The following is a 22,537-nucleotide window of genomic DNA, read 5'->3' as shown; positions in this document are numbered from 1 at the left end:
CGGCCCGGAGCTTCTTCGGCCCCTGCGCCTTGCGCACCTTGCGGATCTCGAAGTCCATCGCATCCCCAGAGCTGGGGTGTTGCAACGAACCCTAGAACCCAAGATGGGAAACGGGGCTTCTTCTGCTGGTGGGCGGTACTGGGTTCGAACCAGTGACCCCTTGCTTGTAAGGAGCCATGATCGGCTCTACGTGCCGCTGGCCTGGGCCTCCCAAGGTCGGCGCCACCTGCTTGGAAGCGACCAGCCTGGAGCTAATGGCACGCTAATGGCACGGCGATCTTGCTCCCCTCGCCCGCAACCATGCAGCTTGATCAGGGCTTCTCGGCCGCACTGCGGAGCCTAGTGGCACGCTAATGGCACGGCGATCACAGCTCTGAGTTCTGCTCCTCGACGGACTCGGCGATCGTACGAAGTCTCTGGATCTCGTTGAAGATCTCCTCGTCCGAGAGTACTGAGATGATCGTCAGCCCTTGGGGACCAGGTTCCCTGTGGAACTTGCCCAGGGTGTGACAGAGCGCCGCGCGTAGTTCGCCAAGCTCTCGTTGGATCGCGTCTCGCTGAACTCTGCGTGTCGCCAGCTCGATGCGCATGGGCGTGCGGGGTCCGGGTCCGCTTTCGTTGGTACTGGTGACGTCGTCAACTTGGACGTATTCATCGCCAGGGCGGACGTCGATCACTACGGGAGTGTCTTCGGGTAGACCTTCGAGGTAATCGAGGAGCTGCCGTACGGTGAGCATGACGGCAGGGTTTCTGAGGTGGGCGCGCCTGCGCAAGCTCCCGCCCGCCTGATCATCCCGTCTGCTGTCGACCCGCCCGAAGGGGAAGCGGGCCATGGCCCTGGTCTGCTCGGCTTGTCCCGGGTCGATGGCGGACGGGATGATCAGGCTTCCGCCTCAACCACCTACGACCCCGGCGTGACGCATAACCATCATCCCGGAGCTGGAGCGCCCCCGCCGGAGGCATGGTTTCCTTAGATGACACGCCCTCGTATGCGATCATCGTGGTTATGCCATCAATCAGAAAGGGCCATGCCGCGTAGGCGCCCTTCCGAGGTCCGCACACGGGGATCGGTGTGTGGGACCCACAGAGCTGTGATCCATCATGTTCCCGGGCTTGGCCGTCGTCCCATGGCCGCGGTGATCGCCCTCGAACACACCCGCATGTGGCCCGGCGCGGTGGCGGCGGCCCTGGCGGCTTGGCAGGAGGCGGCCCTGATGGGGACCGTTGACCGCGTCTTCTTCAGGTGCGAGTGCCATGAGTGCACCGGTGATGCGCCCCGCCGGCGACTTCAACAGGCGCTCATCGGCTTACCGCCGTGGGCCAGGGCGCATCTGTATGCCTTGGTCCTGCCCGTTGACCTGTATTACCTCCGCCGAACCTCACCGATGCCGCCTACGTCGCCCGATTCGGATTGGGCGTGGTGGCAACGACGTCGTTGGCGTGAGGATCGGAGCTTGTAGAGGCGGAACGTGCTGGCGCGCTCCGGCGGCGCGGCAACCCTGGTCGAAGTGTTCGGTTGGTACGGCGGGCGCGGCGTGCGGTGCCCGGCCCGGTGTCCCGCCGCCGTCCGGGACCGGCCCCCAGGCCGCACGCCCGGACGGCGGGCGGGCGGAGGGCCGGGGGTACGGCGGCGCGCCGCGCCGCCGCTTGATCCATACAAGAACAACTCGGCAACCGCTGAGGGTTCGATAGAGGGTTCGATAGGAACGCATTCCCAGTTATGGCTTACTGATTCCTTGGCTGCATCGTACCCTTGTACCCATGGAGGATTGGATTGCGATTGGAATATCGCTGGCTTCGTTTGGGGTCTCCGGATGGGCTCTACGGTACGCAAGAACGCAGGCCGCTGCAGCTCGCATTCAGGCCCAGGCTGCATGCGAGCAGGTGCAAGCTGCCGAGAAGCAAGTCCTGCAAGCTTACGAGGCTGCCAGAGAATCTAATCGCTCTGGATTGGCGAACGAAATTGCCGTCCTTGATGCCGCCCGGACACGAATAGACGCCAATGCTCCTAATTTGATCATAGGAATAGAGACCATTAAAGGTCCCCATTGGATTTCTTATCAAATATTTCTCAAAGATGCCGACAGGGCATCTAAAAGCATCACTCCGCCCACGGATATCAAGGATGGAGGCATTCAAGGGCTTGACAATCTAGAATTCCTCGTACGAGGCGTTATTAGAAATGACTCCCCCTCGTCTATACAAGTTCGACCGGAAGGCATGAGACTCGCCGAGGGCGAGTCAAAACTTCACCCAGAACACATCGATCTACCGATGGCACTGAATCTTGGTCGCGCACCCTACCTCCTACTCCCTGGCCAGGTTGCCCTATTTGAATGGCAAGCAGGCACATCTATCAAGGAGTGGTGTGAGCTCTACGAGTCATACGCCAATGATCGTCCCTCGACGAATAGCCATCCAACTGCACGCTTCAGATGCTGCCTGGGAGATAGAACCAACGAGTGGACGATTATAGATATAGAACTGGACGCCTATCCCCTAAGAAGGGATTCTGACTCTTCGCCCTGGCGGCTAGACCCAGACGAGATACCCCATGTGAGGGTCAGAAGCCCAAAGAGGGTCTACCCAAAGACATTGCGATGGCTCAAACGAGAACTTAAAGATCATCTAGTGGTTGACGACTTGAAAGATTGGTGGGACAGAGAATAATCTAATCAATCGAGTAGGTCTGGGCGTCGGTTCGCGAGGGCCTGCCGTGCCGTCACAAAACGTTCGTGAAACTCTCTGGCAAGGGCTTCGCGCCGGTAGCGCTGACGTAGGACGCGGTCCAAGTCTCCTGCGCGGTTGACGAGGTCCGTAAGGGAGCGCCGATCGATATCAAAAGCGGCTAGGCCCTCGCCAACTGCTGCATCAAGGTCGCCGCGTCGGGCGTGGACGATGCCGAGATCTATATGTGCGTCGGCAACTCGCATGGGGGCGTTGGAGGTGCCGTCGGGGCGGGTGTGCATCTGGATGGTTTCGCGGGCGTGTTCTTCAGCGCGGTCGTCGTCGGCGAGCCAGGTGTAGCAGGTGGCTGCGTAGAAGACCCACTTGGCGTGGTCGAAGACGAAGTGGTGGTCCGGGTGCTCGGGCATGGGCAGGCTGCTGAGGACTTCGGCTCCGCGCGTCAGGGCGCGGTCGGCTTCGCGGCGGTCTCCGATTCGGGCCAGGCCGCGTGCCTCTTGCAAGGTGAGTTGGACCATAGCGCTGCTGGTGCCGGCGACGGCTTGGCCCATGCGGGCGGCGGTGACGACGTCTTCGTAGCGGCCTTCGACGAGGGCGAACCATGCTGACATCTCGTGTGCCCAGCCCATGAGTTCGCCGTGTCCGACCTGGCGGCCCATCTCGAACGCGGCGCGTCGGGCGGTCTCGGCCTCTTCCCTCTCCCCCAGGTCGTAGTGGACGCATCCCAGCAGAGCGGTGAGCCATCCCGTGATCACGAGCAGTTCGCGATGCTGATCAAGGGTGAGGCGTCCGGCAAGCAGGCGGTTGATCTGTGCCAAGCGCTTTTGGGTGCGATCCCTGAGTGTGCTTGCGGGCACGACGGGATAGGCGCGGCACAACAGATCGACGGCTTCGGCGAGGGCTTCCAGGGTGCCGGTTCCGACGTCGGACGCCTGGAGTTGTTGGGCGAGTTCCATCGTCCCGTAGAGATCGGCTTCGGCTTGTAGCGCGTCGGCTGGGATGACGCGAGCTTCGATGAGGCGGCTGTCGTTCTGCCTGCCCTGGATGAACCCAAGTGCCTCCGGTTCCAGGCCGGTCAGTTGCGTCAGTGCGAGCCGGTACGGCGTGCGGGGCCATCGGACTTCGCCGGCCTCCCAGCGTCGGACGCGTTCCTCGTCGCAGGTCAGTCGTTCGGCGATACCGACGGGAGTGGCATTGATCTGCTCGGCCATCTGGACGCGGGACAAGTGCTTTTCATTGCGCCAGGCGCGAAGTCGCACGTTCGGGATGTACTCGGGCATCTGCGGGTCTTCCTCCCGGCTGGGGGCTCGAAAGGGGGAACAAGGGGGCCGTTCAGGGGTCCTGCAGCAACGCGGTTGACGGTGGACTTGTCATCAAGCAACCACGGTACGTCACGCGGCCTCCCGCCACAGGGAACGCCGGATGAACGAGGAGATGGCGACGGTGACCCGGCCAGACGAGACAAGCAAGACGTCGTGCTGCCCCGCCTGCCGGGGACGCGGGATCAAGCTGCGTGACTCACGCCGTGCGCTCCTCATCGGCGACGACGACGATCAGACCTTGAGTGAGGAGCGGGAGTGTCTCGACTGCCTCGGAAGCGGCCGGGCCGAAGGGAGCGTGAAATGAATTCGATCATTCAGGCGGTGGAAGCGGGTTTCCCGCACGGCGAGGACGAGGGCACCATGCTCGTCCGGCTGCGTGACCGGCTCACCGCCCTCGGCGTCAATGCCGAGCTGCGCGACAACAACAGCGTGCTTCTGGTTCACAAGCAGGGGCCGGGGCTGCCGGTGTGGGTGTTCGTCGGGTACGGCGGTGCCTATTACTCCTGGCAGAACGCCGAGAAGCGGCACCCGACCAGCGACCCGGAGGGCGCGGCGAACGTCCTGGCCGAATACGTCGCCAGGTAATGGACGGGCACGGCGAGGCGGCGTGATGCCTTCCGGAGGGGGCAAGGTTCACCGTCTTGCCTCGCCGTGCTCCAACCGGCAGGCAGTTGCAGTGGCGACCCCCGCGGCGCCCTTCCCAGCCCGGCCGCTGCGCTGCCTGCCGGTTCTCCATGGACAGCTTCCGCTTCCGCGAACCGCGTGGACAGCCGGCGGCAAGCCGGTTACGCTCAAACTTGGTAAAACAACCTGTCGGCTGTTGGACGGTCATGATGTCGCTAGAGTCCGTGCCGCCTAAGTATGCGCAGCTTGTGCAGACTATCCAGAGGCGCATCGAGTCGGGAGACTACCCACCAGGCACGCTCCTCCCCAGCGAGAACCAGCTCATCCAAGAGTTCGGCGTCTCCCGTCCCACCGTTGTCGCCGCCCTGCGCGTTTTGCGTGAGCAGGGGTGGATCGAGTCTCAGCAGGGCAAGGGCCGTTTCGTACGCGGCCGACCGGCGATGGCCTCCCTCGAGCAGAAGCGACCGGGGCAGGCGTACCTGACCAAGCCGGAGACCGACGCCACGGGCGAGGTCGTCGAAGTGGGCGCGGTGACCGCCCCCAACCGGATCAGCGCTCTGCTCGATCTCCAGCCCAAGAACAAGACGTTCGTACGGCGGCGTCTGATCACACGTGATGGCGAGCCGACCGAGCTGGTGTCACTCTGGCTGCCGTTGGAGCTCTCCGAAGGAACAGACCTCACCAGCGGGGAACCCCTGAGACAGGGCTTCCGGGAACACCTCCAGGCGCGCAAGGGCGTCCGCTTCGATCACATCGTGGAACAGATCACCGCACGCATGCCCTCGGCCGACGAGGCCAAGCAGCTCGCGATGCCGAAGAACCAGCCGCTCCTGGCCGTCTTCGGCGCGGTCCGCGACGCCTCCGGCCGGCCTCTCACCGTCGTGGAAGTCCTGCTTCCCGCCGACCGGCACGAGCTGGAAGACGCCTACCCGATCGCCTGATCCGGCCGCCGTCTCTAGGTGCAGCGGAAGTCCCAATCACTGGGGCTGATGTCGCTGAACTCCACGGTGACTTCCATGTCGTCTCCCGTGTCCTGGCCGAAGCGCAGAGAGATCCGCGCTTCTTCGTCGTCGGCTCCCCTGATGCGGGCTTTGTCGTAGTAGGTGCGAATCTCTCCCTGAGACAGGCCGGTCTGCAGCACCAGTTGGACGCGGTACTCGCAGTAGTCGCCGTTCCCGCCCGAGATCTTGCCGAAGGTCGCGTCGCCGCCGCCCTGGTCCTGAGTTCTGGGCGGCAGCGGATAGGCGAGCACGCGCTCATGGAAGTCGTCGAAACGGGCGTCGTCCCGCCATACCGGCATCATGATCAGCAGAAACAGCCCGATCAGCGGGGCGATCACGACCACGGCTAAGCAACCCCACAGGATTCGCACTAGATCCTCCCCAGATGTCGGGCCATCGGCTTAGGCGACTGTCTATCTCACTAGTGACATGGCCGTCACTTCACACCTAGTGACTTGACCTATCAAGCTGCGGAGAGTTACGGTCTAGCTACTTGATAGGTTGAGTGCCTGTCATCCAAGAGAGGAACCTGTTATGGCTCTGCAAGGCCCCATCCCCGTCACCTTCGCCATGGTCTTCCCGTACGGCTGCTACATCGTCGGCGAGGTCGAGCCCGTCAAGGACTTCGACGCCTCGTCCAGCGGTCGGTTCGTGCAGGCCCGCGACAAGCAGACCGGAGAGCTGGTCTGGCAGGTCGCGGTCATGGACGGTGACCCGACCCTCAAGCCCGCCCAGAAGACCGTCGCGGTCAAGATCCTCGCTCCGGTCCAGCCGGTACCGCCGCAGCCGATGCCGGGGCTGCCGTTCACGCCGGTCGAGTTCGACGGCATGTCCGTCACCCCGTACGTCAACGGCAACGGACGCCTCGCCTACTCAATCAAGGTCCAGCAGATGCACGCTCCCCGCCAGACCGCCCAGCCGGCCAAGACCGGAAAGGACGCCGCCTGATGACCCGACGCCGTACCCCGCGCAACAGCGTGATCCGGCTGACCACCGGGCACGCCGCCCGCACCATGAACCACCCGTTCACCCGCAGTGAGCCCGTCCTGGCGCTCGACTTCGGCGCCACCTCCGTCCTGGTCACCACCAACGGGCCGGTGACGGTGGAGGACCTGGAGTTCGCCCGCCAGCTCGCTCACGCGGCCACCCGCTTCGCCCGCTCCATCGAGCGCAGCTTCTACGGGCTGCCCGACGGCAAGGGGGTCGCCGCATGAGTGACCGCCCGTACACCTACGTCGCCCTGTCCCTAGAACCGGAGTCCACGCCGCACGTCGGCGTCTCCTTCCACACGCCGGCCCTCAGCGTCCGTGCCGGTCTCCTGCTGGGCAGCCCGCGCCCGTACCTGACGTTCAGCTCGGTTGAGGCGAACGTGCACATCTCCACCACCGGAGCCGGGCCGGTCACCGACGCCGACCTGAAGATCGCCCGCGAGATCTTCCACGCCGCCGCTCGCTACCTGGCCGACTGCGAGCAACTGCACGCCGAACAGACGGCCAACGACCAGGACGCCACCGACCCGGTGACCTGACATGAGGCGGGGCCGCTGGAAGCGGCAACTTCCGGCGGCCCCTCGGTTCTCCCCTGACTCCACATCACGAGAGGTTCCCAGCTTATGTTCAAGCGGCTGCCTGGCGACGAGGCGCGCAACCTCGTCTCCACCACGCCCGACACGGCCGTCGTGTTTCGCCCGGCCATCGTCAAGACACCCGCCGTCGTCACCTTCCTGATCTACGGCTGGCGTTTCCTGTCCGCCCTCGTCCGTACCACCTGGCGGCACCCGATCGCCGTCGCCCTGCCGGTCGCCCTCGGCGTCTCCTGCCATTGGTACGGCTGGCCCGCCACCGCGTCCATGCTTGGCTTCGTCACCCTGGCCCTGCTCGCCTGGGCCTTCACGGAATCCGACTCCTTCTCCCGCCTCGTCGGCTTCCGCCTGCTGGCCTGGTGGCGGCTGATGTCGGTCTACCGCCGACACTGGCAATCAGTCATGGACGTCTCCGGCCTGGCCAGACGAGTCAACGGCCGCGTCTACACACCTCGCCTGATCCGCATCACCAGCGACGGATGGGCCGACCGCATCACCGTCCGCATGCTCGCCGGTCAGGCGGTCAAGGACTGGTCCGACCGCCTCGACAACCTCGCCCAGGGCTTCGGCGCAGCCTCCTGCCGAGTCGCGCTCATCAAGGGCGGCAGGCTGCTGCTGACCTTCCCGCGCAGCGATCCATTGGCCGCCCCGATGCCAGCGCTTCCCATCCCGGACGAACCATCAGTCGGACCGGTCGAGATCGGCAAGCAAGAGGACGGCCGGCCGCTCCGGCTCAAGGTCCACGGCACCCACGTCCTGATCGCGGGAGCGACCGGGGCCGGCAAGGGCTCGTTCCTGTGGGACACGATCCGCGGCCTGCTCCCCGCAATGCGGGCGGGCCTGGCCGAAGTCTGGGCGCTCGATCCGAAGCTCATGGAACTCTCCTTCGGCCGAGAGCTGTTCCAAGGCCGCTACGCCGCCGACCCGTCCGACTGCGCCGACCTGCTGGACGAGGCCGTCAGCGTCATGCAGAAGCGCGCCTCCCGCTTCGCCGGTCTCCAGCGCTCCCACGTCCCCACCGTCGAGGACCCGTTCGTCTTGGTACTCGTCGACGAGGTCGCGTTCCTGACCGCCTACCAACCCGACAAGCACCTCCGGCAACGGATCTCCGCCGCCCTGGCCACCCTGGCGACCCAAGGCCGCTCGGTCGGCGTCGGCGTCATGGCCGCCCTCCAGGACCCACGCAAGGAAGTCATGAACATCCGCAACCTGTTCCCCGACAAGATCGCCATCCGCCTGGACGAGTCCGAACAGGTGGATGGTCCTCGGCGACGGCGCACGCGACCGAGGCGCACTCGCCGACCACATCTCACCCATCCCCGAACAAGGGGCCGGCGTCGCCTACATGCGGCTGGAGACCTCACCCGAACCGATCCGCGTCCGCGCCGCCTACGTCTCCGATGCCGACATCCGCGACATGGTCGCCTACTACAGGCAGGCCGCATGAGGCTCACTCACCTCCTCGACGGCCTTCGCTGCGCCACCTGCCGCACCCAGAACGTTCTCCGCCTCGACCCGGTCCGCGCCCTGGTCGAGTGCACCGAGTGCGGACAGACCGCGCTCATCGTCCCCGACCCCGACGAAGGGAGGACCGCATGACCCATGCGCACGATCGCGCACTCCCCCGAGCCATCCGCCAGGCCATGCCGATGGCACGCGACGTACTCGTAGAAGTCGCCAAGCAACACGGCGTCTGCATCCACCCCATCCCGCTCAAGCGCCTCGACACCGTCACCGGCAAGTCCGAGATCATCGACGTACCGTGCGGTGCCACCCTCGACAGCAAGTGTCCGCCATGCGCCAAGCGCAACAAGCAGCTCCGAAAGGCCCAATGCCGCGAAGGCTGGCACCTGGACACCGAACCTGCCATCACACCCGACGAACCCAACGAGGAACAGCGCTGGCTGGTGGAGTTCCGCGCCGACTACCAAGCTCAGCGCGACGCCGCCGAAAAGGCCGGCCACAACACCACCGAACTCGACGCGATCATCACCGGCCTCGACGAGGAGATCAACGCCGCAGGCATGCGCGGCAACATCCTCGGCCGTACGACCACCAAGCGCTCCCGGTCCACCAGACGCCGGCAGGACGCGCCCGACCTGCCCAAACGCAAGATGACCCACACCACCCTGGGACGCACCTTCCAAGCACCGGACGGCAAGACCTACCGCCCGTCTCTGTTCGTCACGCTCACCTTGCCCTCGTACGGCAAGGTCCGCGACGGCGCACCCATCGACCCGGACACCTACGACTACCGGCGCGCTGCACGAGACGCCCTGCACTTCTCCAAGCTCGTCGACCGCTTCGTCCAGAACCTTCGCCGCGTCGCGGGCTACGACGTGCAGTACTTCGCCTCGGTCGAGCCTCAGAAGCGCCTCGCCCCGCACCTGCACATGGCCATCCGTGGAACGCTCCCACGCGCCGAGATCAAGCAGATAGTCGCTGCTACCTACCACCAGGTGTGGTGGCCCCAAGCTGACGAAGTCATCTTCGACGGCGACCACCTACCGGTCTGGAACGATGACACCGGCTATCTCGACCCGGCTACCGGCGAAGTCCTGCCCACCTGGGACGAAGCTCTCGACGCACTCGACGAGGACACCCGCCCCCTCCACGTCATCCGCTTCGGCGACCAAGTAGACGTCCAAGGCGTGCTCGCCGGCACCCCGGACGCCGACCAGTGCATCCGCTACCTGTCCAAGTACCTCACCAAGTCCATCGGCGACGCCCTGGACGGCGGCCAGGCCCAGCACCAGCACGCCACCCGCATGCTGGACGCCCTCCGCTACGAACCCTGCTCCCCCACTTGCCCGAACTGGCTCCGCTACGGCGTCCAGCCCAAGAACGCCAAACCGGGCATGCTCCCCGGCCGCTGCCGCAGCAAGGCCCACAAGCCCGACCACCTCGGCTACGCCGGACGCCGCATCCTCGTCTCCCGCAAGTGGAGCAACAAGACTTTGGCCGAACACAAGCAGGACCGTCGCACCTGGGTCTTGGAAGCTCTCGGCCAGGCTGACGAGACACCTGACCCACAACGCTACGTCTGGCGCCCCGTCCCGGCCGGAGACGCCAACGTCCCACCACTCGCCGTCCGGCTCCTTCGCACCGTGGCTGAACGCCAACGCTGGCGAGCCCACCTCAGAGAGTTGGAAGCGAGAGCAACCGGACAAGATCTTTCGGCAACGGACCTGAGAGAGGTGGCCTGATGGCGAACAAGCCAGGCAAGCGGCGCTTCGGCAGCATCCGCCAGCTCCCCTCCGGAAGGTTTCAGATCCGCTATCCCGGCCCGGACGGCAAGATCCGCATGGGAGAGACCACCTATGCCCGCGAACGCGACGCGGACAAGGCACTCTCGCTGATCGAGGCCAAGCTGATCACAGGCGAATGGACGGACCCACAGCGCGCCAAGGTCAAGCTCGGTGACTACGCGGAGAAGTGGATCAACGAACGGACGAATCTCCGGCCTCGTACGGTCGAGATCTACAAAGGACTACTCAAGCGGTACATCCGCCCTCACCTGGGCGGCATGCCCATTGGCAAGGTGGACACGGCCACCATCCGCGAGTGGCGCGTCCTGCTGCTCGGCAGCGGTGTCGGTCAGTCCGAGGTGGCCAAGGCGTATCGCTTCCTGCGAGCCGTTCTCATGACGGCGGCGGACGACCAGATCATCCCGCGCAACCCGTGCCGCATCCGTGGTGCCGGCGAGGAGAAGCCCGAAGAGCGGCCGGTCCTCACCGTGGCGAAGGTGTTCGAGCTGGCTGACCTGATGCCGGGCCGCCTGCGCGCCCTGGTCCTCCTCGCCACCTTCGCCAGTCTGCGTTGGGGTGAGGTGGCGGCCCTCCGGCGGATGGACCTGGACCTGAACGCCCGGACCGTCAGCGTTCGGCAACAGCATGTCGAACTCGACACGGGCGAACTCCTCGTCGGGCCGCCCAAGTCCCGCGCGGGAGTCCGTACGATCGCCATCCCGGAAGCGATCATTCCCACGCTCCGCGAACATCTGGACGAGTTCACGGCTTCGGAAACCGATGCGCTGATCTTCACAGGGGCGCGCGGCGGCATCCTTCGACGCAGCAACTTCCGTCGCGCTGCCAAGTGGGACGCGAACACCAGGAAGATCGGCTTCCCTGGCCTGCACTTCCACGATCTGCGGCACACCGGGAACACGATCGCCGCCAGCTCTGGCGCGAGCCTCAAAGATCTCATGCAGCGCATGGGACACGACTCGGTCCGGGCCGCGCTGATCTACCAGCACAGCACGGCGGAGGCAGACCGCAAGATCGCCGACGCCATGGACGCGAAGATCGAGAAGAGTCCTCGCACCGGCTAATGGCACGCTAATGGCACGAAGCCCCGCTTCCATGATGGGAAACGGGGCTTCTTCTGCTGGTGGGCGGTACTGGGTTCGAACCAGTGACCCCTCGCTTGTAAGGCGAGTGCTCTACCGCTGAGCTAACCGCCCCCGATCGGCACTACACCTTACGACACCAGAGGGGCCGATCGCACATCCATCGTCCAGCCGGGGCCCAGTTCGGGGCGGCCGGCTGCTCGCCAGCCCAGCAGGGCGGCGCCCAGCATGCCGGCGTCCACGCCCAAAGCCGCCGGTACGAGCGGGGGTGCGTCGCGGAAGGCGAGCCGCTTGACCAGGCGGGTACGTACGGGGTCGAACAGGGCGGGACCGGCCTCCGCCAGGCCGCCGCCGAGGACGATCACCGAGGGGTCCAGCAGCAGCGTGTACGTGGCCAGGGCGAGCGACAGGGCCTCCACGGCCTCGTCCCACACCTCTATGGCGATCGGGTCGTCGGAGGCGACGACCTGCTCGGCCCGTACGCCCTCGACGCCCGCGCGCTGGCTGTAGCGCCGGCCGACCGAGGCCGCCGAGGCGTACGTCTCCAGGCAGCCGAACTGGCCGCACGCGCACTGCTCGCCGTCGGGGAAGACGGGGGTGTGGCCGATCTCGCCGGCCCAGCCCGAGGAGCCGCCGTACGGGTCGCCGTTGATGATGGAGGCGCCGGCGATCCCGGTGCCGATGGGGAGGAAGAGGAAGTCCGAGACGCCTTTTCCGGCGCCGAGGATGCTCTCGGCCAGCCCGCCCGTACGGACGTCGTGGCCCAGCATGACGGGGATGTCCAGGGTGGTGAAGTTCGTGGCGGGGACGTCGCGCCAGCCGAGGTTCGCCGCGTAGACGGCCGCGTTCTCGGAGACCAGCCCAGGGACGGCCAGACCGACGCCTGCGGGGTCGCTGTCGCCGGAGGCGGCCAGATGGCCGATGAAGTCGGAAATGGCGGATACGACCGCCTCAGGGCCCTCCGCGCGAGGGGTGTGGCGGCGCTCGCTCAGCAACACCTCGCCGGACTCGCTGACCAGGCCGCCCTTCATGGACGTGCCACCGACGTCGAGTGCGACAACGAACGAACTCATAGCGGACACGAAAGGAGACGATAGCGCAGGTCAGCAAATGTCTGAAAAGACGCTTGAGAATCTCTCAGGCAGGAGGGGCTGGGAGGGCGGGCGGTGGCGAGCTGGAAGCTCGGCGGGGGCGGTTTCGGGCAGGTGCCGGACGAGGACCGTCCGATCAGGCTCTGCCCAGCACCCGGTTCAGCGCCGCCTCGACCTCGGCCGACAGCCCCGGCGGAGCCCCCGACCCCACGTACGCCCCCGACTCCCCGAACCCCTCCGGCGTCCGGGCCATCCGCACCGCGCCGCAAGCGCGGCACTCGATCTCCCCCAGGCGGCAGATGAGCGCCGTGGACCCGCAGGTTGCGCAGGAGTCGAGATCGAGGTCGTGCAGGCGTTGACAGTCCGGGCAGATCAGCACCTGGGACTCGTTGCGCACCCCGCGCTGCCACGGGCTGGCGCCACGTACCGGGTCGGTCTGCCGGGCCCCGCATCGGTAGCAGGGCATGGTTCCCTCCGAAGTCAAGAAATGTCGGCGAGTGCCTTGACGTAGTCGGCGACGTCACGTGCCGAGGAGATCGGATTGACCACCGACCACCGGATCACGCCCTCGCCGTCGATGACGAAGGTCCCCCGACGTGCGAGCCCCTTCGCCTCATCGAACACACCGTACGCCCGGGCGACCTGTCCATGTGGCCAGAAATCGGAGAGTAGGGCGAATCCGTAACCTTCCCGATCGGACCAGGCACGCAAGGCGAACACGGAGTCGACGGACACGGCGAGCACCCGCGCGTCGAGAGGCTGGTCACGCAGCGCGGTGAGCTCGCCCTCGCAGATCCCGCTGAAGGCAAGCGGATAGAAGACCAGCACCACCTTCTCGCCCCGAAGACCTGACAGTCTCACCGGGGCGCCGTGCTGGTCCTGCAGCTCGAAGTCCGGAGCCAGTGCGCCGACCTCGGCAGGATGTGCGTTCACAGCCACCATCCTGCCGTATCGGCCGGCCTCGGAGTTTCCTAACGTCGGCCCTTCGGGGCGACGAGCCTGGTCCCGGACCAGTCGGGTGCGGCTGAGATGCTGCTGGTCTGCGAGAGACCCGCGGTAGCGGCATCCTCCCCGATGTCGCTCGGCTCCACGTGGCCGTCGCGCCCGGCCTTTGGAGTCAGCAGCCAGATCTGGCCGCCTTCGGCGAGTGCTCGCATGGCGTCGCTGAGGGCGTCGAAGAGGTCCCCGTCCTCGTCGCGCCACCACAGCAGCACCACGTCGACGACGTCGTCACTCTCCTCGTCCAGCAGCTCGTTGCCGGTCAGGTCTTCGATGGAGTCGCGAAGCTCGTCGTCGACGTCCTCGTCCCAACCGATCTCCTGCACCACCTGACCCGGCTTGAGGCCGAGTCGTTCGGCCAGGCCGCGCTCGCCCTGCGCCTGACCCGCGGTCGCGCTCACGTTTATCCCTCCTGCTTGAGTGGCCCCGCTCTATGCGGTTTATCGCTTCGGCACAGTCCACACGCTGTGACCCTCAGTCGTCAACGGTCGCCACGGGTACGGCCGTAGTCGGTCAGAATCAATCCGACAAAAACGACAGGCGAACCTGGCGTTGCGTGTTGTCGACGTTGAGGTCGACGAGCGCGACGGACTGCCATGTGCCCAGCGCCATTCTCCCGCCCAGCACGGGGATCGTGGCGTACGGCGGGATCAGCGCGGGCATGACGTGTGACCTGCCGTGACCGCGCGAACCATGAGCATGGCGCCAGCGGTCGTCCGCCGGAAGCAGGTCACGCAGCGCGGCGAGCAGGTCGTCGTCGCTGCCCGACCCTAGCTCCAACAGGGCCACGCCCGCGGTCGCGTGCGGCACGAAGATGTGCAGCAGGCCGTCTTCTCCCTGCGCGCGTACGAAATCGGCGCACTCGGCGGTGATGTCGTGCACGGTCTCACGTGAACCCGTGGCCACGGAGATGATTTCTGATCTCACAGGGAAATTCTACTGAGGCACAACGACGGCATCAGGGCCGGGAAACACCAGCCCGGTGTGGCCGTCGTCGAACCGCACGATGTACGGAGGCCCGCCGTTCACGCCGTGGACCTCGATGATGACGCCGCTCCGCTCCCTTTCGCCAACGGTATTCCCGTGCATCAGGAGCCGGTCTCCTACCGTCGCATTCATACCTTCCACATTGGTACGCCGGAGGGCGGAGGAAAAGGCCGGATCGCAAGATCGGCGATTTTTTGCCTCCCCTTCGGAGGGGGAAAATATGATGACCGAAACGTTACGTCCGGCGGGGCGGAGTTTCGGGCTCGGCGGGCCGATGACGGCTTCGTACGGGGTACTCGCCGCTGCTGGTCGCGGGCGGTGTGACCGGGCCGGATGGGCGATCATTCCGATCTGGCCTCATTTTCGGCCAGGAGCGTCGTTCGGGGGCGCCAAGGCGGTGTGCGGGGGGCTCGGCCGAGCGTCTCGACGCCTGAGGTCCGTACGGACGCCTCCGCGCGGAGCACAGTCTGACGCTTTAGTACGGAACGTTGCGCGTGGAGCTCGGCCCGCTGATCCGTGATCGCGTCGGGCCCCCCGCGGTGCGGTGGCGGGTCGTTGCTCGTGAGACGCGCCGATGGATGCTGACCTCACAGTAATGACGACGGCATGGCTGACGGTACATCCGGCGTCGCCGTCAGTTGCAAGGACGACGAGGTCCGCGCAGAGCGGACCTTCCGCGGGGCCTCACGAACAGCAGGCCGCCCCACCCAAGAGCCGGTTCCTCCCAACGGGCCGCGGCCAAGCCCCTCCCCCACGGCCGGTCCCGCGGACGCCGACAGTCAGCTTTTGCGCGCAGCGAAACCCACCCACAGCAGACCCCACAAGAAGAGAGGGAGCGGCGGGGTGGCCGGGACGCGTGTGCCGAGCATCCGGCCGGGCGTCGCGTTCGAGTGGGCTGAGGTGCTTCCTCTCCGCGAGCACTCCGCGAGGGTTCGTGGTGCCCGAGCGAAGACGGCGCAGGGCGGCAGTGCCACGCGGGGGTTGCGGGGCGGGAGGCGGACCCGCGGAGTCGCACTTCAGGAGCGGAGGCTAGACTCGCGCGTCGCGGTGCCGTCCCCCCGCTCGGGTGAGGATCCTCCTCCCGCGGGGCAGGGTTCAGGGCGGAGGCTGACCCGCCGGTACGGCCCCCTAGGATTGGGGTGAAATTTCGTCCGTTTTCTAGTCTTGTTAAATTCCTCCACCGATGTAACCTTTGGTGGCAATTCGTCCTACCATCGGTGGTCTAGGCCACCAACATGGCCCTGCCAGCAGGGACGCTCTGGTTACCGGTCAGTAGAGATGCGTTTTCTACGACTAGCGACCAGGATGGAAGGCGACCCAGACCAGACTTCAGTCATTCTCGGAAGGCGAGACCCAGTGGCTTCCGGACGCCAGCGATTCTCGATCATCAGCGACGGCCTACCCAGCCAGCTGCCTGATGTCGACCCCAGTGAGACCAACGAGTGGCTCGAGTCTCTCGACAATGTCGTCAAGACCGAAGGCCGCACCAGAGCCCGCTACCTCATGCTGCGCATGCTGGAACGGGCCCGCGAGCACCAGGTCGGCGTGCCGGGCCTGCGCAGCACCGACTACATCAACACGATCCCGCCGGAGCGCGAGCCCTGGTTCCCGGGCGACGAGCACGTCGAGCGGCGCATCCGCGCCTACATCCGGTGGAACGCGGCGGTCATGGTGTCGCGGGCCAACGCCCGTACGAACGTCGGCGGCCACATCGCCACCTACGCCTCGGCGGCCTCGCTCTACGAGGTGGGCTTCAACCACTTCTTCCGCGGCAAGGACCACGGCGAGTCGGGCGACCAGGTGTTCTTCCAGGGCCACGCCGCGCCGGGCATCTACGCCCGCGCCTTCCTGGAGGGGCGTCTCAACGAGGCCCAGCTCGACGCGTTCCGGCAGGAGTTGTCGCACGGCTTCCACGGCCTGCCCTCCTACCCGCACCCGCGGCTCATGCCCGACTTCTGGGAATTCCCGACGGTCTCCATGGGTCTCGGCCCGATCGGCGCGATCTACCAGGCGCGGTTCAACCGCTACCTGCTCAACCGCCAGATCAAGGACACCTCGCGCAGCCACGTGTGGGCCTTCCTCGGCGACGGCGAGATGGACGAGCCCGAGTCGCTCGGCGCGATCGGCCTGGCCGCGCGTGAGGAGCTGGACAACCTCACGTTCGTCATCAACTGCAACCTGCAGCGGCTCGACGGCCCGGTACGCGGCAACGGCAAGATCATCCAGGAGCTGGAGTCCTACTTCCGCGGCGCCGGCTGGAACGTGATCAAGGTCGTGTGGGGCCGCGACTGGGACCCGCTGCTCGCGGCCGACGTCGACGGTGTGCTGGTCAACCAGATGAACACGACGCCCGACGGCCAGTACCAGACCTACTCGGTCGAGACCGGCGGCTACATCCGCGACCACTTCTTCGGCGGCGACCCGCGCCTGCGCAAGATGGTCGAGCACCTGTCCGACGACGACATCCGCAAGCTGTCGCGCGGCGGCCACGACTACCGCAAGGTCTACGCGGCCTTCAAGGCGGCCCGTGAGCACGTCGGCCAGCCGACGGTGATCCTCGCCCAGACCATCAAGGGCTGGACCCTGGGCAAGGACTTCGAGGCGCGCAACGCCACCCACCAGATGAAGAAGCTCACCAAGGCCGAGCTGAAGGAGTTCCGCGACCGGCTCTACCTGCCGATCCCGGACTCCGCGCTGGAGGGCGAGCTGCCCCCGTACTTCCACCCGGGCGAGAACGACCCGGAGATCCAGTACATGAAGGAGCGGCGCGCGGCGCTCGGCGGCGTGCTGCCCAAGCGGGTCATGCGCGCCAAGCCGGTCAAGCTGCCCGGGGACGACGTCTACAGCCAGTTCGGCAAGGGGTCGGGCAAGCAGCAGGTCGCCACGACCATGGCGTTCGTACGGCTGCTGAAGGACCTCATGCGCGACAAGGAGATCGGCCACCGGTTCGTGCCGATCATCCCCGACGAGGCCCGTACGTTCGGTCTCGACGCCATGTTCCCGACGGCCAAGATCTACTCGCCCCACGGGCAGACGTACGAGGCGGTCGACAGGGAGCTGCTGCTGTCGTACAAGGAGGCCGTGCAGGGGCAGATCCTGCACGAGGGCATCAGCGAGTCGGGCTCGATGGCCTCGACCATCGCGGCCGGCACCTCCTACGCCACGCACGGCGAGCACATGATCCCGATCTACATCTTCTACTCGATGTTCGGGTGGCAGCGCACCGGCGACCAGATGTGGCAGATGGGCGACCAGATGGGCCGCGGCTTCCTGCTCGGCGCCACGGCCGGCCGCACCACGCTCAACGGCGAGGGCCTGCAGCACGAGGACGGCCACACGCCGCTCATCGCCTCGACGAACCCGGCCGCGGTCTCCTACGACCCGTCCTGGGCCTTCGAGGTCGCCCACATCGTCAAGGACGGCCTGCGCCGCATGTACGGCGAGCAGCCCGAGGACGTCTTCTACTACCTGACCGTCTACAACGAGCCCTACCTGCAGCCCGCGCAGCCGGCCGACCTCGACGTCGAGGGCCTGCTCAAGGGCCTGTACAAGTTCGCCGAGGCGCCGCAGACGCAGGGCCCGAAGGCCAACATCCTGGTCTCCGGCGTGGCGGGTCCCTGGGCCATGGAGGCCCAGCGGCTGCTGGCCGAGGAGTGGGGTGTGTCGGCCGACGTGTGGTCGGCGACGTCGTGGACCGAGCTGCGGCGCGAGGCGCTGGCGTGCGAGGAGTACAACCTGCTCAACCCCGACGCCGAGCAGCGCGTCCCGTACGTGACGCAGGCGCTCTCGCAGGCCAGTGGGCCGTTCGTGGGCGTCAGCGACTACATGAAGGCGGTCCAGGACCAGATCTCGCAGTGGGTGCCGGGTGACTGGTCCTCGCTGGGCACCGACGGGTTCGGCCTGTCCGACACCCGTTCGGCGCTGCGTCGCCACTTCCACGTGGACGCCGCCTCGATCACGCTGGCCGTGCTCACCCGCCTGGTCAAGCGGGGCGAGCTCGACGGCGAGGTGCTGCGCGAGGCCATCGCCCGCTACCACCTGAAGAACGGCGTCACCGAAGCCGGCGGCGCGGAGAGCAACGACACCCAGTCGATGGGCGTCTGAGTCATCCGGAGACGGCGCTCCCGCGAATGTCTTTCGCGGGAGCGCCGTCATGTCCGGGCCTCCGCTCCGTTTGATGGTTGAGGCGGCACGTTCAGGAGGGGTACGTGCCGCCTCACCCAGGTTTGCTGCCAGGTCCCGTATCGTGGGCACTGCTTCCCCCGGAGACACGAAGGGGAATGTTCGTATGCGACGCGTCCTAGCGGCCGCCCTGCTCGTGACGACCACGGGCTGCGCGAGTGCACCCGCCGAGCCCGCCACCGACGGTCCCGTGGCCGAGACCGACAAGATCACGTGGGGGCCGTGCACCGACATCAAACGTCCGGACGGCGAGCCGCCGGCCCAGCAGGACGCCTCGGTGCGCTGCGGGAAACTGGCGGTGCCGCTCGACTACGCCCGCCCTGACGGCGAGAAGCTGGAGCTGGCGCTCATCAAGCTGGCGGCCACCGATCCGAAGAAGCGGCTCGGCTCGATGGTGTTCAACTTCGGCGGGCCGGGCGCCTCCGGCGTGGACACCCTCGACCAGGCCGCCAAGGCGCTCACCAGCCTGCGCGCCCACTACGACCTGGTCAGCTTCGACCCGCGCGGCGTCGAGCGCAGCTCGGGCGTACGGTGCGGCGACGGCGCGGAGATGGACCGCTTCGTCAGCCTGGACACGCTGCCCTCCAACGCGCAGACGCACCAGGAGAGCGTCGACGCCAACAAGGAGTTCGCCCGGCTCTGCCAGGAGAACTCCGGCAAGATCCTTCCCTACGTCGGCACCGTGAACGCCGCCCGCGACATGGACCGCATCCGCGCCGCGGTGGGCGACCCCAAGCTCAACTACGTCGGCATGTCGTACGGCACCCAGCTCGGCGCCGTCTACGCCACCGAGTTCCCCAAGAACGTCGGCCGCATGCTGCTCGACGCGCCCCTCGACCCGACGGTCACGTTCGAGCAGCGCACGCTGACCCAGACCCGCGGCTTCCAGAAGGCGTACGAGAGTTTCCTGCGCAGTTGCGTCAAGGGCGGCTGCGAGGTCGGCAAGGACGTGACCACCGCGAACGCCAACGTCGAGAACCTGATGAACGAGCTCGCCGCCAAGCCGCTGCAGGTGGACGGCCGGAAGCTCACCCAGGGCCTGGCCTCCACCGGCGTGGCCGCCGCCCTGTACTCGGAGCTGACCTGGCCGTTCCTGGAGAAGGCACTCGGCCAGGCGCTGAAGGGGCAGGGCGACGCGCTGATGTACCTGGCCGACTCCTACACCGGCCGCGCCGAGGACGGCACCTACTCCACCCAGATGACCAGCTTCCCGGCCATCACCTGCGTGGACACCGCCGAGCGGCCCAGCGAGGCCGAGCTGCGGCGTACCGAGGCGGCGGCGCTGAAGATCTCGCCGCTGTTCGGCAGCGAGGGTTCGGGCGGGTTGTGCCGGGTGTGGCCGGCCAAGGGCAGCAACCAGGCGCGGCACGTCAACGCCACCGGGTCGGCGCCGATCGTGGTCGTGGGCGGCCGGGGCGACCCCGCCACGCCGTACCAGTGGGCGCCGCGGCTGACGGCCCAGCTCAGGACCGCGCGGCTGGTGACGTACGAGGGCGAGGGGCACGGGGCGTACCTGTCGGGCAGCAAGTGCGTGCAGGAGCTCGTGGACGCGTATCTGGTGCAGGGCACGCTGCCGAGCAAGGGCGCGACCTGTCCGGCGGCCTAGTGTGTGACGGGTGACCGACAACGACACCTTCATCCCCAGGATCGAGGAAGAGGCGGCGCGGCTGGCGGCGCTGGCCACCGACCTGTCCGTCCCGGTGCCCACGTGCCCGGGATGGACGTTCGGCGAGCTCGTCACGCACGTCGGCCGGACGCATCGCTGGGCCACGCATGTGCTGCGCGACCAGGTGCAAGAGCGCATCTGGTCGCGTCAGGTGCCCAGCGGGCTGGCCGAGGGCCAGAACGGCGACGCCGCCTGGCTCCTGGCGGGCGCCGCCGACCTGCTGGACGTGCTGCGCACCACCGACCCCGCCCTTGAGGTCTGGACCTGGGGGCCGGACCGGCGGGCGGGGTGGTGGCCGCCCAGGATGCTCTTCGAGCTGGTGATCCACCGGGCCGACGCGGAGCTGGCGCTCGGCCTCGACCCGGTGATCCCGGCGGCCACCGCCGTGGACGGCATCGACGAGTTCCTGCACAACCTGCCGTACGCCACCTGGATGGCCTCGTCGCTGGCGGAGCTCGGCGCGGAAGGGGCCACGATCCACCTTCACGCGAGCGACGTCGACGGCGAGTGGACGATCACGCAGGGCCCCGCCGGGGCGGTCACCTGCGAGCGCGGCCACACCAAGGGCGACGCCGCCGTACGCGGCCCGGCGAGCGAACTGCTCCTCCTGCTGTACGGCCGGCGCCCCCTGGAGTCGGCGGCCGTCTTCGGCGACCGCGACCTGCTGACCCGCTGGCTGGCCGCCGCCGCCTTCTGAAACCCCTCGCACGGGGACGAACTGGCCCTGGACGCGCCGCCGCTCGGCGATCGGCGGCGTGTCCAGGGCGGGTGAACCACTCCCGGAACGAACCCGTCGCGCGGCCCCGGTTGGGCGGGGAAGGTGCTTCCCCGGGGGCGCGATCGCGGGAACGGGAGCCGGCGGCCTCGGCCGCCGGGCGGCTCACCTGCGGCGGAAGATCCCGAAAAGGCTCCCTGAGACGTCACGCAGGTAGGCGAAGTCGGTGCCGGCGTCTTCGCCGATCATCTTCATGACCACCTTGCCGCCGAGCGACTCGCTCTTGGCGCACGACGCCTCCACGTCGGCCACCTGCACGTGGAACACCGCGTGGGCGGGGAGGTCGCCCTTGGTGTTGAACAGCCCGCCACCGGACTGCCCGCCCGGGTAGTTGATCAGCCGGTAGTCGAGCGGGCCGTCGCCGCCCTTGTCGAACGACCAGCCGAACAGCTCGCCGTAGAAGCGCTCGGCGCCTTCGGGGTCGTCGGTCGCGACCTCGAACCAGGTCACCGTGTTGTCCATCGTCGTCTCCTCGTCTTTCGAACAAGACAACGATGTATCGCTTTGGCGACAACCCTATGTCGGTGTTTTCGCATCTTCAGTCGAGCAGGGTTCCGTGGACGACCATCTCCGGCACGTCGGGGGCGAAGCCTTCGAGCGGCCGGTCGGGGCAGCGCTCCATGGTGACGACGGCCGCGGCGATGCGGTCGAGCCGGAAGACGCGTACGTCCTCCCGCAGGCGGCACCACGCCACGAGGTACCAGAAGCCGCCGCGCCCGCCCAGGAACACCCCTGGCTCGACGTCGCGCGAGGTGAGCGCGCCCTTGGCGTCGGCGTAGTCGAGCCTGAGCACGCGCCGCCGCAGCAGCGCCTCCTCGATGGCGCGGGAGATGCCCTCGGCCCCGAGCGGCCGCGCCTGCGGGCCGGGCTCGGACGGCGGGCTGACGAGCTGCACCCGCCGCGCCAGCTCCCTGGCCAGGTCGCCCTCGCGGCCCGGCATGGCCGAGACCACCTTGCGTAAGGCGCTGCGGGCCTGCCGGCCGAACGGCTGGTCGCCGGCCTGGCTCAGCGCCACCGCGATGGCCACCGCCTCGGCCGGGGTGAAGTTGAGCGGGGGCAACGACATCTTCTTGTCGAGGGCGTAGCCGCCCCTGCGACCGGGCTCGGCGTAGATCGGCACCCCGGACTCCTGCAACGCGGTGATGTCGCGCTCGATGGTGCGCACGCTGACCTCGAACCGCCCGGCGAGCTCGCGGGCGGAACGGCAGCGTGGCGAGATGGCGCGCAGGTCCTCGACGAGCGCATAGAGCCGGTCGGTACGGTTCACAGCCGGAA

24 protein-coding genes and 1 tRNA gene are annotated in these 22,537 nt (G+C 67.3%); 13 read left to right on the top strand and 12 right to left on the bottom strand.

Annotated features, from left to right (window positions below):
* Positions 1-365: 365 nt before the first annotated feature.
* Complete coding sequence (locus IEZ27_RS32010) at positions 366-737, bottom strand: hypothetical protein (protein WP_189650627.1); 372 nt, start codon at positions 735-737, stop codon at positions 366-368.
* Between the two features lie 1,024 nt (positions 738-1,761).
* On the opposite strand from IEZ27_RS32010, the gene IEZ27_RS32005 reads away from it, so the two are divergent.
* Positions 1,762-2,670, top strand: a complete 909-nt coding sequence (locus tag IEZ27_RS32005; protein WP_189650626.1) for a hypothetical protein — start codon at positions 1,762-1,764, stop codon at positions 2,668-2,670.
* A 5-nt stretch (positions 2,671-2,675) separates the two neighbouring features.
* Here the strand turns inward: IEZ27_RS32005 and IEZ27_RS32000 are convergent, their stop codons facing one another.
* Positions 2,676-3,965, bottom strand: coding sequence for a hypothetical protein (locus IEZ27_RS32000; protein ID WP_189650625.1), 1,290 nt, complete (start codon positions 3,963-3,965; stop codon positions 2,676-2,678).
* Positions 3,966-4,107: 142 nt separating this feature from the next.
* Between IEZ27_RS32000 and IEZ27_RS31995 the strand changes: the two genes are divergently transcribed.
* From IEZ27_RS31995 to IEZ27_RS31985, 3 genes are all read left to right on the top strand, one after another.
* Entirely contained in the window at positions 4,108-4,311 is a 204-nt protein-coding gene (locus tag IEZ27_RS31995) for a hypothetical protein (RefSeq protein WP_189650624.1), read from the top strand.
* Positions 4,308-4,592, top strand: a complete 285-nt coding sequence (locus IEZ27_RS31990; protein ID WP_189650623.1) for a hypothetical protein — start codon at positions 4,308-4,310, stop codon at positions 4,590-4,592. The genes IEZ27_RS31995 and IEZ27_RS31990 overlap by 4 nt, the downstream gene beginning before the upstream one ends.
* A gap of 287 nt (positions 4,593-4,879) precedes the next feature.
* A complete protein-coding gene (locus IEZ27_RS31985; protein ID WP_229824531.1) occupies positions 4,880-5,572 on the top strand; it encodes a GntR family transcriptional regulator in 693 nt (230 codons plus the stop codon).
* A gap of 14 nt (positions 5,573-5,586) precedes the next feature.
* Here IEZ27_RS31985 and IEZ27_RS31980 read toward each other — a convergent pair whose 3' ends face one another.
* On the bottom strand, positions 5,587-5,976 hold the full coding sequence (locus tag IEZ27_RS31980; RefSeq protein ID WP_189650622.1) for a hypothetical protein: 390 nt from the start codon (positions 5,974-5,976) through the stop codon (positions 5,587-5,589).
* 190 nt (positions 5,977-6,166) lie between these two features.
* Here IEZ27_RS31980 and IEZ27_RS31975 point away from each other — a divergent pair, with 190 nt between their 5' ends.
* The 6 genes from IEZ27_RS31975 to IEZ27_RS31950 all read left to right on the top strand — a co-directional run bounded on the left by IEZ27_RS31975 (position 6,167) and on the right by IEZ27_RS31950 (position 11,544).
* Entirely contained in the window at positions 6,167-6,580 is a 414-nt protein-coding gene (locus IEZ27_RS31975; RefSeq protein ID WP_189650621.1) for a plasmid replication, integration and excision activator, read from the top strand.
* Complete coding sequence (locus IEZ27_RS31970; RefSeq protein WP_189650620.1) at positions 6,580-6,846, top strand: hypothetical protein; 267 nt, start codon at positions 6,580-6,582, stop codon at positions 6,844-6,846. The genes IEZ27_RS31975 and IEZ27_RS31970 overlap by 1 nt, the downstream gene beginning before the upstream one ends.
* Positions 6,843-7,160, top strand: a complete 318-nt coding sequence (locus IEZ27_RS31965) for a hypothetical protein (protein WP_189650619.1) — start codon at positions 6,843-6,845, stop codon at positions 7,158-7,160. Before IEZ27_RS31970 ends, IEZ27_RS31965 begins: the two co-directional genes overlap by 4 nt.
* An 84-nt stretch (positions 7,161-7,244) precedes the next feature.
* Entirely contained in the window at positions 7,245-8,813 is a 1,569-nt protein-coding gene (locus tag IEZ27_RS31960; protein WP_189650618.1) for an FtsK/SpoIIIE domain-containing protein, read from the top strand.
* Positions 8,810-10,420, top strand: a complete 1,611-nt coding sequence (locus IEZ27_RS31955; protein ID WP_189650617.1) for a replication initiator — start codon at positions 8,810-8,812, stop codon at positions 10,418-10,420. The genes IEZ27_RS31960 and IEZ27_RS31955 overlap by 4 nt, the downstream gene beginning before the upstream one ends.
* Positions 10,420-11,544 carry a tyrosine-type recombinase/integrase gene (locus tag IEZ27_RS31950; RefSeq protein WP_189650616.1) on the top strand — a complete coding sequence of 375 codons (1,125 nt, stop codon included), beginning with the start codon at positions 10,420-10,422 and terminating at the stop codon, positions 11,542-11,544. The genes IEZ27_RS31955 and IEZ27_RS31950 overlap by 1 nt, the downstream gene beginning before the upstream one ends.
* A gap of 57 nt (positions 11,545-11,601) precedes the next feature.
* Here IEZ27_RS31950 and IEZ27_RS31945 read toward each other — a convergent pair.
* From IEZ27_RS31945 to IEZ27_RS31915, 7 genes are all read right to left on the bottom strand, one after another.
* Positions 11,602-11,676, bottom strand: a tRNA-Val gene (locus tag IEZ27_RS31945).
* Positions 11,677-11,693: 17 nt separating this feature from the next.
* On the bottom strand, positions 11,694-12,635 hold the full coding sequence (locus IEZ27_RS31940) for an ROK family protein (RefSeq protein WP_189650615.1): 942 nt from the start codon (positions 12,633-12,635) through the stop codon (positions 11,694-11,696).
* Between the two features lie 154 nt (positions 12,636-12,789).
* A complete protein-coding gene (locus IEZ27_RS31935) occupies positions 12,790-13,119 on the bottom strand; it encodes a hypothetical protein (RefSeq protein ID WP_125639913.1) in 330 nt (109 codons plus the stop codon).
* A gap of 14 nt (positions 13,120-13,133) precedes the next feature.
* Positions 13,134-13,595 (bottom strand): peroxiredoxin, encoded by a 462-nt coding sequence (locus IEZ27_RS31930; protein ID WP_125639910.1) that lies wholly within the window; start codon positions 13,593-13,595, stop codon positions 13,134-13,136.
* Positions 13,596-13,624: 29 nt separating this feature from the next.
* Complete coding sequence (locus IEZ27_RS31925) at positions 13,625-14,053, bottom strand: DUF3052 domain-containing protein (RefSeq protein WP_189650614.1); 429 nt, start codon at positions 14,051-14,053, stop codon at positions 13,625-13,627.
* 118 nt (positions 14,054-14,171) lie between these two features.
* Positions 14,172-14,579, bottom strand: coding sequence for a secondary thiamine-phosphate synthase enzyme YjbQ (locus IEZ27_RS31920; protein WP_125639904.1), 408 nt, complete (start codon positions 14,577-14,579; stop codon positions 14,172-14,174).
* 9 nt (positions 14,580-14,588) lie between these two features.
* Positions 14,589-14,771 carry a DUF1918 domain-containing protein gene (locus tag IEZ27_RS31915; protein ID WP_125639901.1) on the bottom strand — a complete coding sequence of 61 codons (183 nt, stop codon included), beginning with the start codon at positions 14,769-14,771 and terminating at the stop codon, positions 14,589-14,591.
* 1,224 nt (positions 14,772-15,995) lie between these two features.
* On the opposite strand from IEZ27_RS31915, the gene aceE reads away from it, so the two are divergent.
* The 3 genes from aceE (at position 15,996) to IEZ27_RS31900 (ending at position 21,184) form a co-directional block, all read left to right on the top strand.
* Positions 15,996-18,743: a pyruvate dehydrogenase (acetyl-transferring), homodimeric type gene (gene aceE, locus IEZ27_RS31910; RefSeq protein WP_189650613.1), complete on the top strand. Its 2,748-nt coding sequence runs from the start codon at positions 15,996-15,998 to the stop codon at positions 18,741-18,743.
* 184 nt (positions 18,744-18,927) lie between these two features.
* Complete coding sequence (locus IEZ27_RS31905) at positions 18,928-20,427, top strand: alpha/beta hydrolase (protein WP_189650612.1); 1,500 nt, start codon at positions 18,928-18,930, stop codon at positions 20,425-20,427.
* A gap of 10 nt (positions 20,428-20,437) precedes the next feature.
* Positions 20,438-21,184, top strand: coding sequence for a maleylpyruvate isomerase family mycothiol-dependent enzyme (locus tag IEZ27_RS31900; protein WP_189650611.1), 747 nt, complete (start codon positions 20,438-20,440; stop codon positions 21,182-21,184).
* Positions 21,185-21,367: 183 nt separating this feature from the next.
* Here the strand turns inward: IEZ27_RS31900 and IEZ27_RS31895 are convergent, their stop codons facing one another.
* Entirely contained in the window at positions 21,368-21,724 is a 357-nt protein-coding gene (locus tag IEZ27_RS31895; RefSeq protein ID WP_125639889.1) for a VOC family protein, read from the bottom strand.
* Between the two features lie 76 nt (positions 21,725-21,800).
* Positions 21,801-22,529: a helix-turn-helix transcriptional regulator gene (locus IEZ27_RS31890; protein ID WP_189650610.1), complete on the bottom strand. Its 729-nt coding sequence runs from the start codon at positions 22,527-22,529 to the stop codon at positions 21,801-21,803.
* Between the last annotated feature and the right edge of the window lie 8 nt (positions 22,530-22,537).

Source organism: Nonomuraea spiralis (assembly GCF_014648435.1).
Lineage (GTDB): Bacteria > Actinomycetota > Actinomycetes > Streptosporangiales > Streptosporangiaceae > Nonomuraea > Nonomuraea spiralis.
The sequence above is the reverse complement of the archived record's forward strand: the minus strand, read 5'-3'. Positions and strand labels throughout refer to the sequence as shown.